Source organism: Rhizobium sp. WW22, assembly GCF_047041135.1.
In the GTDB taxonomy this organism is placed as follows: domain Bacteria; phylum Pseudomonadota; class Alphaproteobacteria; order Rhizobiales; family Rhizobiaceae; genus Rhizobium.
The window spans coordinates 1,591,316-1,608,463 of record NZ_CP178198.1; the positions used below are offsets into that span (position 1 = coordinate 1,591,316).

The window sequence follows — 17,148 nt, forward strand, 5'->3', positions numbered from 1 at the left end:
TCAGCGATCGCGGTATCGGTTGGTGATCGGATAGCGACGGTCGCGACCGAAATTCTTCTTGGTGATCTTCACACCCGGTGCCGACTGGCGGCGCTTGTATTCTGCAAGATAAAGCAGGTGTTCGATGCGATGTACGGTCGCGACATCATGGCCTCGGGCCACGATCTCCTCCACCGACATCTCCTTTTCCACCAGGCATTCGAGGATATCGTCAAGCACCGGATAGGGCGGCAGCGATTCCTGGTCCGTCTGGTTCAGCCTCAATTCCGCCGAAGGCGCCTTGTCGATGATGTTATGGGGTATGACCTCACCCGAGGGGCCGAGCGCACCGGGGGGCACATGCAGGTTGCGCCAGCGCGACAGCGCATAGACCTGCATCTTGTAGAGATCCTTGATCGGGTTGAAGCCGCCGTTCATATCGCCATAAAGCGTGGCGTAGCCGACAGACATCTCCGACTTGTTGCCCGTCGTCACCACCATCGAGCCGAACTTGTTGGAGATCGCCATCAGAATGGTGCCGCGCGCGCGGCTCTGCAGGTTTTCCTCGGTGATGCCGCTTTCCGTACCTTCGAAGAGATCCGACAAGGCCGAAGTGAAGCCCGTCACCGGATCTTCGATCGGCACGATATCGTAGCGGCAGCCGAGCGCCTTAGCGCAATCGGCCGCATCCTTCAATGAATCCTGCGAGGTATAGCGATATGGCAGCATGACGGTGCGCACGCGTTCTTCGCCGAGCGCATCGACGGCAATCGCCGCACAGATCGCCGAGTCGATGCCGCCGGAGAGGCCAAGCACGACCGACTTGAAGCCGTTCTTGTTGACATAGTCGCGGAAGCCCAGCAGGCAGGCGCGATAATCCGCCTCCTCGCCTTCCGGAATATGGGCCATCGGGCCTTCGGCACAGTGCCAGCCATCGCCGTTCTTCTTCCAGGTCGTCACGGCAAGCGCGGTCTCGAACTGACTCATCTGGAAGGCCAGCGTCTTGTCTGCGTTGAAGCCGAAGCTGGCGCCGTCGAACACCAGTTCATCTTGGCCGCCAACCTGTGCGGCGAAGATCAGCGGCAGACCTGACTCAATCACCTGCCGCAAAGCGACCTGGTGACGGACATCGACCTTGCCCCGATAGTAAGGCGAACCGTTCGGCACCAGCAGAATTTCCGCACCGCTCTCGGCCAGCGTCTCGCAGATGCCGAGATCATTCCAGATTTCCTCACAGATCGGTATGCCGATACGCACGCCCCGGAAATTGACAGGGCCAGAAATCGTCCCTTCATCGAAGACGCGCTTCTCGTCGAACTCGCCGTAATTTGGCAAATCGACCTTGTCTCTGATGAAGATGACTTTGCCACCATCCAACACCGCCACGGAATTGTAACGCCCGGTATCGTCCTGGCGCGGAAAACCTACGATGACGCCGGGGCCGCCATCGGCCGTATCCGCGGCCAGAGCCTCGACCGCTTTCCGGCAGGCGCGGATGAAGGCCGGCTTCAGCACGAGATCTTCCGGCGGATAGCCGGAAATGAACAATTCCGTCAGCAATACGAGCTGCGCGCCTTCGCGCGCGGCTTCGGCGCGGGCGTCACGCGCCTTGGCGAGATTGCCGGAGACATCGCCGACCGTCGGATTGAGCTGCGCGACGGCGATGCGAATGGTGTTGGTAATCTGGCTTTGCTCTGTCATGCCATACATCTAGCGATGCCATCTTCCTTCCGCAACCGCCTTCCTTCCCGCACACGCATCAAAGATCATGCCACCCGCATAGGCGGTATTTTTGCCCGGAAAAATACTAAGCCGGCCTCGCAAAGAAGACTTTGATCGCATTGATCATTGAAGCCGCGCTGGCAGACACTCCCTTCATCGATGCCATGAATGCCGATGCTTTATTACGACATAAAGGACCCGATCTTCGACATTATAATGGACGGCGCGAATGACTGGGTGCGGCAGGTCGGATACTCCAAACCTCGGAGCGGCTGGCATGCGCTCTGGCCGCACAGCGGCAAACCGCCTCGTGATGTTTGATACCCTTCCCTCGTTGCATTTTTGCCCGTTGGTCGAATAGTTGCATTCGACGCCACTTGGACCTCGGAGCCCTCCCAATGCATAATCTTCCCAACTTCGTTCATCTGCATTTTGACAAGACAGCCGATCAACTCGGCGACATCGAAAAACGCGTTCTCAAAAAGGCGCACGAGCGGAAAGTCATCTCCACCGATGTCAATGCAGCTATCTCGGCGGAATCGTCCAGAGGAGAGCGTCTGGCTGATGGCATTGCCCGCGTTGGCGGTTCATGGTCCTTCATCACTGCCTTCCTGCTGTTTCTGGTCTTCTGGTGCATCGTCAACACGATCCTTCTCAGCACGAACGCCTTCGACCCCTATCCTTTCATCTTTTTGAACCTCGTCCTCTCCATGCTCGCCGCGATCCAGGCGCCGATCATCATGATGTCTCAGAACCGGCAGGCAGAAAGGGACCGCTTCGAGGCAGCCAAGGATTACGAGGTCAATCTCAAATCCGAGCTGGAAGTGCTATCGCTGCACCAGAAGATTGATATGCAGGTGTTGACCGAGCTCGCAGTGGTGCGGGAGGAGCTCGCCAAGCTCAGCAAGCTCGTTACCGAAAGAGGCAGTATCTGAGGGTCAATCGAAGGGGCCGGCCGTCAGCAATCCCGGTCGCCCCTGCCGATATTGCGGCAGTCCGTCGCTGATCTCGTAATAGTCGCCCTTGTCGGCACAATAGATGTGATAGGCTATCTTGAGACCGCTCGGCTGGTCGAACAGACCGGCCATGATCGATATTTCATCGGCGCTGTCGGCCACCCAAAACAGGGCCGAGCCGCAAGTCTTGCAAAAACCGCGCCGAGCGAATGTGCTGGCACGATACCAGGTAATCGCCTCTTCTCCCTCGATAACGAGATTTTCGCGCGCAACGTTGGTTGCTGCATAATAGAGACCGGTCTGCTTGCGGCACTGCGAACAATGGCAGGCGACGACCTCGCGCAATTTGCCGCGTGTCCTGAAACCTACGCTGCCGCAAAGGCAGGCTCCCGTGTGTTCGTCGCTCATCATTGCTCCCTTTATTTCAGGGCAGCCTTCCCGAGAACGGCACTCGGGTCAATTTCAAAGAAATGAAGCGTCTTTCAGCCGCGCTGATCGGTCCAGCCCAAAAGCAAACGGGCCGGTTTTCGCCGGCCCGTTCGATAGGTCATGAATAAGGCTTCACTCAGCCGTGAGCGCGCATACGCTTCTCGTCACGGCCGCCCTTCATACGCTCGGCGAGCAGGAAGGCGAGCTCGAGCGCCTGGTCGGCATTGAGGCGCGGGTCGCAATGCGTGTGATAGCGATCCTGAAGATCTTCGGCACCGACGGCGCGGGCACCACCCGTGCATTCGGTCACATCCTTGCCGGTCATCTCGATGTGGATGCCGCCCGGATGCGTGCCTTCGGCACGGTGGATCTGGAAGAAGCTCTCGACTTCCGACAGGATGCGCTCGAACGGACGCGTCTTGTAGTTGTTGAGCGTGATCGTGTTGCCGTGCATCGGATCGCAGGACCAGACAACCTTGCGGCCTTCCTTCTCGACGGCGCGGATGAGGCGCGGCAGATTGTCGGCAACCTTGTCGTGCCCGAAACGGCAGATCAGCGTCAGGCGACCGGCTTCGTTCTGCGGGTTTAGAATATCGATCAGATTAAGCAGATCGTCCGCCTGCAGCGAAGGCCCGCACTTCAGACCGATCGGGTTCTTGATGCCGCGGAAATACTCGACATGGGCATGATCGGCCTGGCGCGTGCGGTCGCCGATCCAGAGCATGTGGCCCGAGGTCGCGTACCAGTCGCCGGTCGTGGAATCGACGCGGGTGAAGGCTTCTTCATAGCCAAGCAACAGCGCTTCGTGGCTGGTGAAGAAATCGGTTTCGCGCAGGCTCGCATTGCTCTCGGCGGTAATGCCGATCGCGCGCATGAAATCCATCGTCTCGCCGATGCGGTCGGCAAGCTTGCGGTAGCGTTCGCCCTGCGGGCTATCCTTGACGAAGCCGAGCATCCACTTCTGCACGTTTTCAAGGTTGGCGTAGCCGCCCATGGCAAAGGCGCGCAGCAGATTGAGCGTCGCAGCGGACTGGCGGTAAGCCATCAGCTGACGTTCCGGATTGGGGATGCGTGCGTCTTCGGTGAAATCGATGCCGTTGATGATGTCGCCGCGATAACTCGGCAGCGAGATACCATTCTGCGTTTCGATGTTCGACGAGCGCGGCTTGGCGAACTGACCGGCAATACGGCCGACTTTGACGACCGGCAGCTGCGCACCGAAGGTCAGCACGACGGCCATCTGCAGGAAGGCGCGGAAGAAGTCGCGGATCGTATCGGCACCATGCTCGGCGAAGCTTTCGGCGCAATCGCCGCCCTGAAGCAGGAAGCCATTGCCTTCGGCAACATTGGCAAGATGCGCCTTCAGACGACGGGCCTCACCGGCAAAAACAAGCGGCGGATAGCTTGCAAGCTGAGCTTCGGTCTCTGCCAGCGCTGCCTTGTCCGGAAAATCCGGCACCTGCTGGATCGGTTTCTGCCGCCAACTGCTCGGTGTCCAATTCTGTGCCATCTCACTCACCTGCTTGTGCGCCCGATCTTTCTCGGGCGGCCCATCGTCGTAAATAACGCGCGCTTATAAACCTTTGCCGCCCGCTTGCAAAGGCGGGCAAACTACTGTGCGAATCTTTTATGGTGCAGCCGATATTTGCGTGAAAACGGGAGCGTTACACGCGCTCGCCATTGCGGATGCGGTAGCTTGGCGAATACATTGTCACCAATTCTTCCGCAGCCGTCGGATGGACGGCCATGGTGCGGTCGAAGTCGTCTTTGGTGCAGCCGGCCTTCAGCGTGATGCCGAGTAACTGCGCCATTTCGCCGGCATCGTGGCCGAGAATATGCGCGCCGATGACCTTGCGGTCCGCGACATTGACGATCAGCTTCATGATCATCTTCTCGGCTCGGCCCGAAAGCGTCGCCTTCATCGGCCGGAATTGGGCGCGATAGACCTCCAGTTCAGGATAGCGCTTGGCAGCATCCTCCTCGGTCAGGCCGACGGTACCGATCTCCGGCTGCGAGAAGACGGCCGTCGGGATGAGTTCGTGGTCCGGCCGGGTCGGATTGTCCTTGTAGACGGTCTCGATGAAGCACATGGCCTCGTGGATAGCGACGGGCGTCAGCTGTACCCGGTCAGTGACGTCGCCGAGAGCGAAGATATTCGGAACGGAAGTCCGCGAATATTCGTCGACGATAACAGCGCCCTGCTCGTTGATCGCGACACCGGCGGCCTGAAGCCCGAGATTTTCTGTATTCGGCGTACGGCCAAGCGCCAGCATGACGGTATCGACCGTCAGCGCCTTGTTGTTCTTCGTCCGAACGCTGAGCCTGCCCTCTGCCTTCTCGACGTGCTCGATGATGTCATGGCAGAGAATACGGATGCCTTTCTCCTCCATGGCCTCATGCAGGCCTTTGCGCAGGTCGTGATCGAAGCGTGACAGGATCTCGGCACCACGATAGATCAGCGTCGTCTCGACTCCGAGCCCGTGGAAGATATTGGCGAACTCGACGGCAATATATCCGCCGCCGGCGATCAGGATCGATTTCGGCAGTTCCTTCAGGTGGAAGGCCTCGTTCGAGGAGATGCAGAGCTCATGGCCGGGTAGCGCCGTATGCAGGTTCGGCCTGCCGCCGGTCGCAATGACGATCGTCTCGGCGGTCACGGTCTGCCCGGTCTTCAGCAGCTTGATCGTATGGGCATCCACCAGCTCGGCGCGAGTATCGAAGATCTCGGCCTTGGCGTTGTCGAGCCCTTTGCGATAGAGGCCCTCCAGCCGGGCGATTTCCTTGTCCTTTGCCTCGATCAGCTTCTTCCAGTCGAAGCTGGTCTCGCCGACCGTCCAGCCGAAACCGGCCGCGTCCTCGAAGTGCTCGCTATACTGCGAGGCATAGACAAACAGCTTCTTCGGCACGCAACCGCGAATGACGCAGGTGCCGCCATAGCGATACTCCTCGGCGATGCCGACCTTCTTGCCGAGCGATGCGGCCACGCGTGCGCTACGCACGCCGCCGGAGCCGCCGCCAATCACGAAAAGGTCGAAATCAAACGAAGGCATGGATCGCTCCTGTAGACGTCAGACGCGCGCGAAGCGCCAATGGGGGTCGCCCTCATATAGGGAGCCGGGACATAAAAAGAAAAGCCCGGAATCGATCCGGGCCTCGAATTTCAACTGCCTGCCGTACGCACCAAAAAGACGAAACATCTCTTTCGGAACGAATGCAGCAACGACGCGTCGCTTACTGCTTCGGCGCCGGCTGAGCGGCCGCACCGGCGTCCGGCGTAACGACCGGCTGCTTGACGACCTTCTGCAGGGCATTGTTGCTCTGCTTTGCGAGATCGCGCGAAATGCCCTGGCTCCAGATATCGGCGGCCTTGTAGAGTTCGCGGGTGGCCAGCGGACCATCCTTGAGAAGCTTCTTGCCTGCCGGCGAACCGTAGAAATCGGCGATCGCCTTGAGTTCGTCGGCCGAGAAGGCCTTGGCATAGGTGATGGCAGCTTCACGCTCCAGATCGGCACGACGTGGTGCGAGCGCGAGCGCGGTGGCATCGACGGTCGAATTGATCGCATCGCCGAAATTCGGGTTTGCCTGGATCATCGTGCTCTTCAGCTGCTCGGCGAGATTAGGCAGAATATTGTCGAACTGGTTGGTAATGCCGAGAGCATTGATCGCGGCGCGGGCAGCCTTGATCTGATCCTCGGAAACTTCCTGAGCGTTGACCGAACCAAAGGCAATGCCGGAAAGAAGAATGGTTGCAGCGGCAAGACGGCCAAGACCCGCAAATTTGATCATGAGATGAGTGCTCCTATGTATTGTTGGCCTGCAACGTGCGCGCACCGGCAGGGCCGGCAATGATCGCTAATGTCGCCATATGGATAAAGAGCCCGTGTTCGACAACGCCGGGAATCGAATAGAGCTCGTTCGACAGCGCCTCTGCATCAGGAATGCGGCCGAAAGATGCATCGACAATGTAATGCCCCCCATCGGTGACAAAGAGGCTGTCGCCCGAGCGGCGCATGTTCAGTGCGCCGGAAAGACCGATGCGTGACGCCGCCTTCTCGATGAGGATGCGGGTGGAAACGAGCCCGAACGGATTGACCTCGATAGGCAATGGATATGCGCCGAGCGTCTCGACGACCTTGCTTTGATCCGCAATGACGATCATGCGGGCTGACGATGCCGCAACGATCTTCTCGCGCAACAGCGCACCGCCGCCGCCCTTGATCAGCGTCAGCGCGCCATCCAGCTCATCGGCACCATCGATGGTAAGGTCAAGTTCGGGAAGCTCGTCCAGGGATTTCAACGGGACGCCGAGTTCATTGCAAAGCTTGGCCGTCCTTTCGGACGTCGGAACGCCTTGGATCGAGAGGCCGGCAGCAACCTTTTCGGCGAGCAGGCGAACGAATTCCTCCGCCGTGGTGCCGGTGCCGATCCCGAGCCGCATGCCGCTCTCGACATGAGCGAGCGCGGCTCTCGCAGCCTCAATCTTCATCTGGCGGGCGTCCATGCGCCACCTGCTCCCATTGTTACGTTGGTCTGCTGTTTACACGGCTCTCCAGCCAAACGAAAGCCAAAATAACGGCATGATATAGAAATCCCCGGCCCCTTCCCGCCAAGGCATTCCGGCACTTCAGTTGCAATTGCCTACGCGATCTTTTAACTCCGAAAGACGCACTCTTTTCTCTGCAAAGGCCGATTCCTAGTGAAATCCCCCCTTGTCGTATTCGATCTCGATGGCACGCTGCTGGACACGCATGCGGATCTGATCGTCAGCCTGAACCATACGATCGCGGCGCTCGAACTTCCCCCGGTCAGCTACGACGACGTGACACATCTCGTCGGCAACGGCGCGCAGGTCATGATCGAGCGAGCCTGCAAACTGCACGGCTACATGCTGACATCGGAAGAATTGCCCGCCCTTCTGCAGCGCTTTATCACTCATTATTCCGAAACCATGCCAGGCGTGACGCAGCCTTACCCGGGGCTGCTTGCAGCTCTCGATACGCTGAAGAGCCAAGGCTATAAGCTCGCCGTCTGCACCAACAAGATGGAATCGCTGGCGCGCACCTTGCTCGACCGGCTGAAGTTGACACATTACTTCGAGGCCATTACCGGCGGTGACACCTTCACCGTCCGCAAGCCGAATGCCGAGCACCTGATCGGCACGGTCGAACGCGCCGGCGGCGACATCGCCCGTACGATCATGATCGGCGACAGCATCAACGACATCCTCGTCGCCCGCAATGCCGGCGTCCCCTCGATCGCCGTCCCTTTCGGTTACTCCGATGTCGGCATCGAAACGCTCGGACCGAACCGCATCATCTACCACTACGACGAACTGACGCCCGAGCTGGTCGAGGGATTGCTGGCGGCCTGAGGGGCATCACCCCTTAAACGAATAAGGGCGACCGATGGGCCGCCCTTATTCGTTTTCTCCGCTGAACAGACTTTAGATCTGAGCAGTGCGTGCCTTCGAGGTCGCATCGAGCGCCTTCTGCGTGGCGGCGTCACGATCGTAGACGTCGTTGAAGTACTGGATAACGCCATCCTTGTTCGGCCAAGCCGTGAAATAGGCGATGTAGATCGGGAATTTCTGCGGCACGGCCACAGCCTTGTTCTGGCCGGTGGCGATCTGCTTGGCGACATCGTCGACCGTGGTGTTCAGCACGGCGGCGGCCATCGCGCGCGGATCGGCAAGACGAACGCAGCCGTGGCTGAGTGCGCGCATATCCTTCTTGAAGAAGCTCTTCTGCGGCGTGTCGTGCATGTAGATCGCATGCGAGTTCGGGAAGAGGATCTTCAGTTCACCGAGTGCGTTGTCGCTGCTCGGCGGCTGGCGAACCGAGATGCTCTTAGTCGAGCCGTACCAGTCGACGCTGGACGATGCGACGGCGCGGCCGCCGACTTCGACCTGATAGCCCATCCGATCGAGATAGTTCGGATCGGAACGCAGCTTCGGCAGCATCTCATTGATGATGATCGACTGCGGAACGCCCCAGAACGGATTGAATTCGACCGTCTGCACCTGATTTTCGAAGAAGAAGGTCTGGTGCTGCTTGCTGCCGACGACGACGCGCATCGACAGCTGCTCCTGGTTGTTATTGTAGTAATAGACCATGAAAGCCGGCTGGTTGATGAAGACATAGCGCGGGCCAAGCTCAGGCGGCAGCCAGCGCAGCTGCTCCATGGCGATGACCAGCTTCTGGATCTTCACGTCATTGTTCTCGCCGACCATGGCGCGAACGGAGGACGAGCCGATCACGCCGTCGGCCGTCAGACCCTTCTCGCGTTGGAAGTCTTCAACCAGCGACACGAGTTCGGGCGTATAGTCCGGCGTGCCCAGATAGGCATCGAAAAGATCGGCATGAGCGGCCTTCAGCGCATCCGATCCGCGGTGCTGGATCGCCTTGACGATGTTGGCCATTTCCGGGGAACTGCCGCCCGGCTTCAGAATTCCGCTCAGCGAAATGGAGATATGGCTGCCGTCTGATCCGGATTCCGCACGAAGTTTCGCAAGCTCCGCCTTCAAGGCCAGGAATTGCTGATTGGATGGGGTTCGGCTGTTCAGATAAGCTGGAACATCCGGGCTGGCGCGCAATACGTCGAGCATCGCCGTCAGATTGACGTCCTTGCGCTTGAAGTCGTGATAGCCAGAAATCTTGTTCGGGTCGAGGCGACCCCGAACCGTATCCTGAACGAACATCAATATCTTGCTCGACAGCGCGAGCTCGAATTGCATGAGCGCGCGATCGCGCATGACCGGATCGGCGTTTTCCGCATCGGCACTGGGCAAAGTTACCGCATAATCGGCGGGATCGAGGCCGACGGAACCCGCATCGGCAAGAGCCGCCATGGCAGCCTTCGCCTTGTCGCTGACGGCATGATCTGCAACCCAGAGAAGCGGCTTGCTCTGATCGGCATAATAGGCCTCGATCGCCTTGGCGATGTCATTGGTCGCCATGACCCGCGCATCTGCCAGATAGCGGCGCTGCGAAATCCCGGTGTCGATCGCGACCGGCGAGGGGGAAGCATCTGCAACGGCACCAGTCACGACCGGGTCGGCGAAATGTGCCGTCGACACCAGGCGCATCTGGTCGGCCTTATAGGTATAATATTTCGGCGCATCGACGGTCGGCAGCGGCTGCTTTACTCGCGGGGGCTGATCAGGATCCAGCGTCTGCACCGGATTGACAGGAACGGGAGCCGAAACCTGCGTGCTCTGCTGACGGCCCTGGCCGCCGCGGATGAAATCCATGAGGGTCATGGCACTTGCAGAGGTTGCGCCTATCGAAGAAAGGCAACAGGAGAGAGCCAGGACGGATGCGGTGGCTTTGGAAGCAAGTTTCATTCTATAATCAGTCCCTGTATCGTGCGATGACTTCGAGCTTGACGGTGCTGTTTTCAACTCGGCCGCGATGTCTTCGACATCGTATACTCACACTATGAAAACGGCGAGGCCCGCCTTTCGTTCAATGCCTCAACTTCATGTGACGAAGCGGTGGCGTCTTTCGCGGCTCAGTCCACACAAAAATATGAAATTATTGGTTAATGCTTTATTGAATTTTTGGAGACTTTTTAAGCGCCCGAAAATGCGTGTCCGTTAATATATGCGCAGCGTGTTAAAAAGAGCACGCCGCACCAAGCAAAACATGACTACAAAAGTCATCAAATGGCGCTTTGATATTTTCATGAGGCCCTTTCGGACCTATATGAGCTGCTATCCGTCTCAATGGAAAGCAGGACCAGGAAGATGACCTCCACCCGCACCGAAACCGACACATTTGGCCCGATCGAAGTCGCCAGCGACCGCTATTGGGGGGCGCAGGCGCAACGCTCGCTCGGCAATTTCAAGATCGGCTGGGAGAAGCAGCCGCTATCGGTCGTGCGCGCCCTCGGCATCGTCAAGCAGGCGGCCGCACGCGCCAACATGGAGCTCGGCCAGTTGGATCCGACCCTCGGCAAAGCGATCGTTGCGGCGGCGCAGGAAGTCATCGACGGAAAGCTTAATGAGCATTTTCCGCTTGTGGTCTGGCAGACCGGCTCGGGCACGCAATCGAACATGAATGCTAACGAGGTGATCTCCAACCGCGCGATCGAGATGCTCGGCGGCGTCATGGGCTCGAAGAAGCCGGTCCACCCCAATGATCATGTGAACATGAGCCAATCGTCGAACGACACCTATCCGACAGCCATGCACATCGCCTGCGCCGAGCAGATCGTCCATCACCTGCTGCCGGCCCTGCGGCATTTGCATGCGGCTTTGGAAAAGAAGGTCGCCGATTTCGCCCATATCATCAAGATCGGCCGCACTCACACGCAGGATGCAACGCCGCTGACGCTCGGCCAGGAATTTTCCGGCTATGCCGCCCAGGTCGCCTCCTCGATCAAGCGCATCGAGCTGACATTGCCGGGGCTTTGCGAACTCGCCCAGGGCGGCACGGCGGTCGGAACCGGGCTCAATGCGCCGATCGGCTTTGCCGAGAAGGTCGCCGACGAGATCGCCAAAATTACCGGCCTGCCCTTCGTCACTGCACCGAACAAGTTCGAAGCGCTGGCGGCCCATGACTCGATGGTCTTCAGCCACGGCGCCATCAATGCCGCCGCAGCGGCGCTGTTCAAGATCGCCAACGACATTCGCCTGCTTGGCTCCGGTCCGCGCTCGGGCCTCGGAGAACTCTCACTGCCGGAGAACGAGCCGGGCTCGTCGATCATGCCGGGCAAGGTCAATCCGACACAGTGCGAAGCGCTGACGCAGGTCTGCATCCACATCTTCGGCAACAATGCCGCGCTGACCTTTGCCGGCAGCCAGGGCCATTTCGAGCTTAACGTCTACAATCCGATGATGGCCTATAATTTCCTGCAGTCGGTGCAGCTGCTCGGTGACGCCGCAGTCTCCTTCACGGATAATTGCGTCGTCGGTATCGAGGCGCGCGAGGACAACATCAAGGCTGGCCTGGAGCGCTCCTTGATGCTGGTGACGGCGCTCGCCCCGAAGATCGGCTACGACAACGCCGCCAAGATCGCCAAGACGGCCCATAAGAACGGCACGACCCTGAAGGAAGAAGCGCTGGCGAGCGGATTGGTATCATCGGAAGAATATGATGCCATCGTCCGCCCGGAAACGATGATCGGCCCGAAGTGATATCACTGGACGGTGATCGTCCGGGCATGTTCTCCGATGTTGCAGCCGTGTGCATGGCCCCTCACCCCAACCCTCTCCTCGCATTGCGGGGAGAGGGAGTTGATCATGCGACATCAGCAGCCTTGGTAGGTGCCGCAAACACAGAATAGGTCCCCTCTCCCCGCAATGCGGGGAGAGGGCTAGGGTGAGGGGCCGGGCACAAGGTTTCGCCATCGGAAGACCCACCTGACCTGAGTATGCCCAATCAACGAACCCCACTTTGAAGTTTCAACTTATCAGCCAAACAATTGCTTTTGCCTCAAGCCGGATTTAGATCGTTTCCAAACATCTTCCCCGCCACCCGGCTTGAAAGGTTTCCCACATGGCTGACGATCTATTTCCCCTCGGCGACGACACGACCCCTTACCGCAAGATTTCGGGCGACTATGTTTCCGTCGACACCTTCAAGGGCCAGGAAATCCTGACCGTCGATCCTGAGGGCATCCGTCTCCTTGCCGAAACGGCTTTCGCCGATATCAATCACCTGCTGCGCCCCGGTCACCTGAAGCAGCTTGCCTCGATCCTGGAGGACCCTGAAGCGACCGATAACGACCGCTTCGTCGCCTACGATCTGCTGAAGAATGCCAATATCGCTGCCGGCGGCGTGCTTCCGATGTGCCAGGATACCGGCACCGCCATCATCATGGGCAAGAAAGGCCGCCGCGTCTGGACCGAAGGCGGCGACAGCGCAGCGCTCGCCAAGGGCGTGCTCGACGCTTACGAGAAGAAGAACCTGCGCTATTCGCAACTCGCGCCGATCAAGATGTTCGAGGAAAAGAACACCAAGAACAATCTTCCCGCACAGATCGATATCTACGAGGAAGGCACCGACGCCTACGAGTTCCTCTTCGTCGCGAAGGGCGGCGGCTCGGCCAACAAGACGTTCCTCTATCAGGGCACGCCGTCGCTGCTGACCCACGACCGCATGCTGGACTTCCTGAAAGAGAAGATCCTGACGCTCGGCACGGCGGCCTGTCCGCCCTACCATCTCGCGATCGTCATCGGGGGCACCTCGGCCGAGATGAACCTGAAGACGGTCAAGCTCGCCTCGACGCGGTATCTCGACTGTCTTCCCACGGAAGGTTCCGAAAGCGGGCATGCCTTCCGGGATATCGAAATGGAGAAGGAGATCCATAAGCTCACGCAGAGCCTCGGCGTCGGCGCACAGTTCGGCGGCAAATATTTCTGCCATGACGTCCGCGTCATCCGCCTGCCCCGTCATGGCGCATCGCTGCCAATCGGCCTCGGCGTCTCCTGTTCCGCCGACCGCCAGGCGAAGGGCAAGATCACGCGCGACGGCATCTTCATCGAACAGCTGGAGACCGACCCGTCCAAGTACATGCCGGAGATCGACGAAGCCAAGCTCTCGGAATCCATGGTCCGCATCGATCTCAACCGGCCGATGGCGGATATCCTGGCAGAACTGTCCGCACATCCCGTCAAGACGCGCCTGTCGCTTACCGGCACCATCATCGTCGCGCGCGACCTTGCCCACGCCAAGATCCGCGAGCGCCTGGAAAAGGGCGAAGGCATGCCGGAATACCTGAAGAACCATCCGGTCTATTATGCCGGGCCGGCAAAGACGCCAGCCGGCTATGCCTCCGGTTCGTTCGGCCGACGACCGCAGGCCGCATGGACAGTTACGTCGACCAGTTCCAATCCTTCGGCGGTTCCATGGTGATGCTCGCCAAGGGCAACCGCTCGCGTACCGTACGGGAAGCCTGCAAGACATATGGCGGCTTCTACCTCGGTTCGATCGGCGGGCCGGCTGCCCGCCTTGCCCAGGATTGCATCAAGAAGGTGGAGGTACTCGAATATCCGGAACTTGGCATGGAAGCGGTCTGGAAGATCGAGGTCGAAGATTTTCCCGCCTTTATCGTCATTGACGACAAGGGCAATGACTTCTTTCAGGAACTTAACCTTGGATAGAATAGCTGTTTTGAATTGAGAATATCAAAAAGGGGCGCATCGGCGCCCCTTTCTGTAAAACCCTCTTCAATTGTATTATTTTTGAATAAAACCATAGTGACGGAGTATTTTTCATAACCACACTCTTAATATTTTCTCAAAGAATCTTTGCATAGATAAAGAAGAGTTTTAACAAATACATTATTACGGAGCTCACCGATGAGTACGGCGATTGCGCCGAAGGCGCAAATTCCCGACGTGGCAGGGCAAATTACCTACGCCATGCGATCCATGGGGGTCGCACCTATTCCGCGCAATTACGAACTTTTCTACGAAGCTTATATCGGCTCCAATCCCACTCTCACGCGTGAACTGGCGGCTCTGGGCAAAAACGCCACCCAGGAGGAGTTGGACGCGATCGGCGCCAAGTATTTTCCGCATCATGCGGCTCGCGTCTTCGATGAAGCGCATACCCGCCTCGCCTCCGAACTCGATGCCGTCCTACGCGCCCTGCGTCAGGAACAGACAACACTCGAAAGCTATAACCGCCTGCTCGGCGAAACTAGTGCAAGCATAAGCTCCAGAAGCCACAACAGCGCCGAACTGCTACGCAGCGCCATTGACATGCTCGCCACAGCAACCGGCGATACGATGGCTCACGGTGAAAAGACCGTCGAGCATGTCGTGGAGCGCAGCCAGGAAATGGATCTGGTCCGCAAAGAGCTGGACGAATACAAGCGCATCGCCAACACCGATTCGCTAACCCGGCTTTCCAACCGCCGCGCCTTCGAGGACCGGCTGATCTCCATCTTCGACAACCAGCTTACCCGGCCGACGACCGCTCTGGTTCTTGCCGATATCGATCACTTCAAGCGGGTCAACGACACATTCGGCCACCCGGTCGGCGACAAGATTCTCGCCACCGTCGCCTCCATCATCCGCGCCAATGTACGTCGCGACGTCTTCGTCGCCCGCGTCGGAGGCGAGGAATTCGCTCTCATTCTGGAAGCCACCAGCATCGAGGAAGTTACGACGGTATGCGAACGGATACGTCGCACCCTCGAAGCGACGCCGTTCAAGAATTCGCGCACCGGGGTCGACTATGGTCCGATCACCCTCTCCCTCGGCATCTGTATGGCTTCGGAAGCAGCCGATTCCGGGGAACTGTATAACAAGGCCGATCTCGCGCTTTACTGCGCCAAGAATGCCGGCCGCAATTGCAGCAGCGTCTATCAGGATGGCATGCGGAAGGATTTCACCAAAAGTTGGCTCATCTACAAGAATTAGAAGCGAAGCCAACCAACCGCCGGCGCCGCTTTCCCAGGCATGCCGGCGGCTTGCTTACCAGAGTGTCTTGGCCGCCCGTACGGGCGCCTCGCGATCATAAGTCTCCTGATCGAAATCGGCCTTCGCCGCCTTCAGCATCATACCCGGCGATGGCAGGCTTGCCGGATCGACGAACCGTTCCGCATTCCACAGCTCGGCCCGCATCACCGCCCGGGCACACTGGAAATAGACTTCCTCGATCGTAATCACGACAACGCAGCGCGGATGCTTGCCATCCATCTCGAAACTGTCGAGCAAGGCCGGGTCGATCGAGACGACTGCCCGACCATTGAGCCGCATCGTCGTATTCGATCCCGGGATGAGAAACATCAGCGCTATGCGCGGATCGCGAACGATATTCGCAAGAGAGTCGACGCGGTTGTTGCCGCGCCAATCCGGCAGATGCAGGGTCTTCTCATCCTCCACGCGAACGACTCCACCCAAGTCACCACGCGGTGAGCAATCAAGCCCCTCGGACGCGACCGTTGCCAGCGCCATGAAGGGCGATGCTTCGATCATTCGGCGATAGAGCGGTGTCAGAACGCTCGTGACCTTGGTGATCGACGCCTCGCCGGCGTCATAGAGCTGCTTCAGTTCCTCGACGGATGTGACGATGTGCATGCGGCCTCACGCTTCTCTGTGGCATTCCACTCGAATCCGGGGCGGCGCAGACATTATTATAACGAGCGACGCAGCGGAGTTCGGTAGAACGATAACACTGTCCCGTCATGATTTTCGAGCGGATTTTCCTCTTGGAGGTCTTTAGCGAGGAAGTCCTTGATAGCCTCAAGCACGGGTGCGGCACTGACGATTCGCCGATGACCGAAGCCATTGGCCCAGAAGAGACGGACATGCGGACCCTCGGCCGCATAGCCGCGCGCATGATCGGCGCTCACTTCCTTGTCATCCTCGGCATGGATGACAAGAACTGGCCGGCTCGGATCGAGCCGGTCGCGCTTCTGGTCATAGGAAGCGAGCGTCCTGCCCGTTACCAGACGAACCTCGTCTTCCAGGGCCGCCTGGGTCGCAGGTCCGAGCCGCATCAGGCGGCCGAAATCCTTGAACAGCCAGCCCATGGCGCTCGGCGCACCGATCAACACAAGCTTGCCCGGACGAAGCGGCTCGATATCAGGCAAAAAGCCCGCGGATGCCAGTGCCAGGGATGCCCCACCAAAGGAGTGTCCGATCGCGGCATCGAAGGCTCCGAAACGGGCCGAGGCCGCGGCAATGGCGGAGACGGCCAAACGCACATTCAGGAACCGCCCGCCCGAGCGCCCATGCCCGGGAAGATCGAGCGAGATCACCTCCGCTCCATCGTCGGCAAGGAATGCAGCCAGTTCGGACATGTATTCACTGCTGGAACCCCAGCCATGGACCACGAGATAGCGTCTGCGCGGCCCCTTGGCTCCGCCATTGAAGCGGTAAGCCATGGCGCGGCCACCGGGAAACGGCAGCATCACCTGCTCCGCTGCAAGGAGACGCTGCCTGCCCTCCACATACGCAGACTTGGCCTTCGAGCCGCGCGGCCGACGCGATGGCGTCAGACAGAAAAGCCGGAAAGCCGCCTTGCCGGCGAGCCGCGGAGACAGCCTTTCGAGACCGGCGAGACCCGACCGGGTGACCTTGAGCGCAAAGGATGGCATAGTGGGAATC

General features: G+C 59.1%; 13 protein-coding genes and 1 pseudogene. 5 read left to right on the forward strand and 9 right to left on the reverse strand.

The genetic code is table 11. The features are described from left to right. Positions 1-1,680, reverse strand: a complete 1,680-nt coding sequence (locus tag ACK83U_RS07940) for an NAD+ synthase (RefSeq protein ID WP_112606487.1) — start codon at positions 1,678-1,680, stop codon at positions 1-3. A gap of 419 nt (positions 1,681-2,099) precedes the next feature. Here ACK83U_RS07940 and ACK83U_RS07945 point away from each other — a divergent pair, with 419 nt between their 5' ends. After that, the gene (locus ACK83U_RS07945) at positions 2,100-2,636 is read left to right on the forward strand and encodes a DUF1003 domain-containing protein (protein WP_112606322.1); all 537 of its coding nucleotides are present in this window, start codon (positions 2,100-2,102) and stop codon (positions 2,634-2,636) included. A 3-nt stretch (positions 2,637-2,639) separates the two neighbouring features. On the opposite strand, the gene ACK83U_RS07950 is transcribed toward ACK83U_RS07945, so the two are convergent. The 5 genes from ACK83U_RS07950 to rpiA form a co-directional block, all read right to left on the reverse strand. After that, entirely contained in the window at positions 2,640-3,065 is a 426-nt protein-coding gene (locus tag ACK83U_RS07950; RefSeq protein ID WP_112334831.1) for a GFA family protein, read from the reverse strand. A 157-nt stretch (positions 3,066-3,222) separates the two neighbouring features. Next, a complete protein-coding gene (locus ACK83U_RS07955; RefSeq protein WP_112334694.1) occupies positions 3,223-4,596 on the reverse strand; it encodes a class II 3-deoxy-7-phosphoheptulonate synthase in 1,374 nt (457 codons plus the stop codon). Between the two features lie 154 nt (positions 4,597-4,750). Continuing rightward, positions 4,751-6,136, reverse strand: a complete 1,386-nt coding sequence (gene gor / locus ACK83U_RS07960) for a glutathione-disulfide reductase (protein ID WP_112606320.1) — start codon at positions 6,134-6,136, stop codon at positions 4,751-4,753. Between the two features lie 181 nt (positions 6,137-6,317). Then, a complete protein-coding gene (locus ACK83U_RS07965) occupies positions 6,318-6,872 on the reverse strand; it encodes a DUF2059 domain-containing protein (protein WP_112606318.1) in 555 nt (184 codons plus the stop codon). A gap of 13 nt (positions 6,873-6,885) precedes the next feature. Continuing rightward, positions 6,886-7,587, reverse strand: coding sequence for a ribose-5-phosphate isomerase RpiA (gene rpiA / locus ACK83U_RS07970; protein ID WP_112411885.1), 702 nt, complete (start codon positions 7,585-7,587; stop codon positions 6,886-6,888). Positions 7,588-7,782: 195 nt separating this feature from the next. On the opposite strand from rpiA, the gene ACK83U_RS07975 reads away from it, so the two are divergent. After that, positions 7,783-8,457: an HAD family hydrolase gene (locus ACK83U_RS07975; protein ID WP_112334690.1), complete on the forward strand. Its 675-nt coding sequence runs from the start codon at positions 7,783-7,785 to the stop codon at positions 8,455-8,457. A 72-nt stretch (positions 8,458-8,529) separates the two neighbouring features. Here the strand turns inward: ACK83U_RS07975 and ACK83U_RS07980 are convergent, their stop codons facing one another. After that, positions 8,530-10,428, reverse strand: a complete 1,899-nt coding sequence (locus ACK83U_RS07980) for a L,D-transpeptidase family protein (protein WP_112606316.1) — start codon at positions 10,426-10,428, stop codon at positions 8,530-8,532. A 402-nt stretch (positions 10,429-10,830) separates the two neighbouring features. On the opposite strand from ACK83U_RS07980, the gene fumC reads away from it, so the two are divergent. From fumC to ACK83U_RS07995, 3 genes and pseudogenes are all read left to right on the forward strand, one after another. Then, positions 10,831-12,222 carry a class II fumarate hydratase gene (gene fumC, locus ACK83U_RS07985; protein WP_112334688.1) on the forward strand — a complete coding sequence of 464 codons (1,392 nt, stop codon included), beginning with the start codon at positions 10,831-10,833 and terminating at the stop codon, positions 12,220-12,222. 361 nt (positions 12,223-12,583) lie between these two features. Further along, a pseudogene (locus tag ACK83U_RS07990) lies at positions 12,584-14,190 on the forward strand (fumarate hydratase). Between the two features lie 198 nt (positions 14,191-14,388). Beyond that, positions 14,389-15,456 (forward strand): GGDEF domain-containing protein, encoded by a 1,068-nt coding sequence (locus tag ACK83U_RS07995; RefSeq protein WP_112606312.1) that lies wholly within the window; start codon positions 14,389-14,391, stop codon positions 15,454-15,456. A gap of 54 nt (positions 15,457-15,510) precedes the next feature. Here ACK83U_RS07995 and ACK83U_RS08000 read toward each other — a convergent pair whose 3' ends face one another. Both ACK83U_RS08000 and ACK83U_RS08005 read right to left on the reverse strand, forming a co-directional pair. Continuing rightward, entirely contained in the window at positions 15,511-16,116 is a 606-nt protein-coding gene (locus ACK83U_RS08000; protein ID WP_412474817.1) for a pyridoxamine 5'-phosphate oxidase family protein, read from the reverse strand. 56 nt (positions 16,117-16,172) lie between these two features. Further along, positions 16,173-17,138, reverse strand: coding sequence for an alpha/beta fold hydrolase (locus ACK83U_RS08005; protein ID WP_112606308.1), 966 nt, complete (start codon positions 17,136-17,138; stop codon positions 16,173-16,175). Positions 17,139-17,148: the final 10 nt, after the last annotated feature.

What these genes read in the sequence shown, in the direction of transcription:
- ACK83U_RS07940 (WP_112606487.1), bottom strand. Translation starts at nt 1,680, where the DNA reads ATGACAGAGCAAAGCCAGATTACCAACACCATTCGCATCGCCGTCGCG.
- ACK83U_RS07945 (WP_112606322.1), top strand. Translation starts at nt 2,100, where the DNA reads ATGCATAATCTTCCCAACTTCGTTCATCTGCATTTTGACAAGACAGCC.
- ACK83U_RS07950 (WP_112334831.1), bottom strand. Translation starts at nt 3,065, where the DNA reads ATGAGCGACGAACACACGGGAGCCTGCCTTTGCGGCAGCGTAGGTTTC.
- ACK83U_RS07955 (WP_112334694.1), bottom strand. Translation starts at nt 4,596, where the DNA reads ATGGCACAGAATTGGACACCGAGCAGTTGGCGGCAGAAACCGATCCAG.
- gor (WP_112606320.1), bottom strand. Translation starts at nt 6,136, where the DNA reads ATGCCTTCGTTTGATTTCGACCTTTTCGTGATTGGCGGCGGCTCCGGC.
- ACK83U_RS07965 (WP_112606318.1), bottom strand. Translation starts at nt 6,872, where the DNA reads ATGATCAAATTTGCGGGTCTTGGCCGTCTTGCCGCTGCAACCATTCTT.
- rpiA (WP_112411885.1), bottom strand. Translation starts at nt 7,587, where the DNA reads ATGGACGCCCGCCAGATGAAGATTGAGGCTGCGAGAGCCGCGCTCGCT.
- ACK83U_RS07980 (WP_112606316.1), bottom strand. Translation starts at nt 10,428, where the DNA reads ATGAAACTTGCTTCCAAAGCCACCGCATCCGTCCTGGCTCTCTCCTGT.
- fumC (WP_112334688.1), top strand. Translation starts at nt 10,831, where the DNA reads ATGACCTCCACCCGCACCGAAACCGACACATTTGGCCCGATCGAAGTC.
- ACK83U_RS07995 (WP_112606312.1), top strand. Translation starts at nt 14,389, where the DNA reads ATGAGTACGGCGATTGCGCCGAAGGCGCAAATTCCCGACGTGGCAGGG.
- ACK83U_RS08000 (WP_412474817.1), bottom strand. Translation starts at nt 16,116, where the DNA reads ATGCACATCGTCACATCCGTCGAGGAACTGAAGCAGCTCTATGACGCC.
- ACK83U_RS08005 (WP_112606308.1), bottom strand. Translation starts at nt 17,138, where the DNA reads ATGCCATCCTTTGCGCTCAAGGTCACCCGGTCGGGTCTCGCCGGTCTC.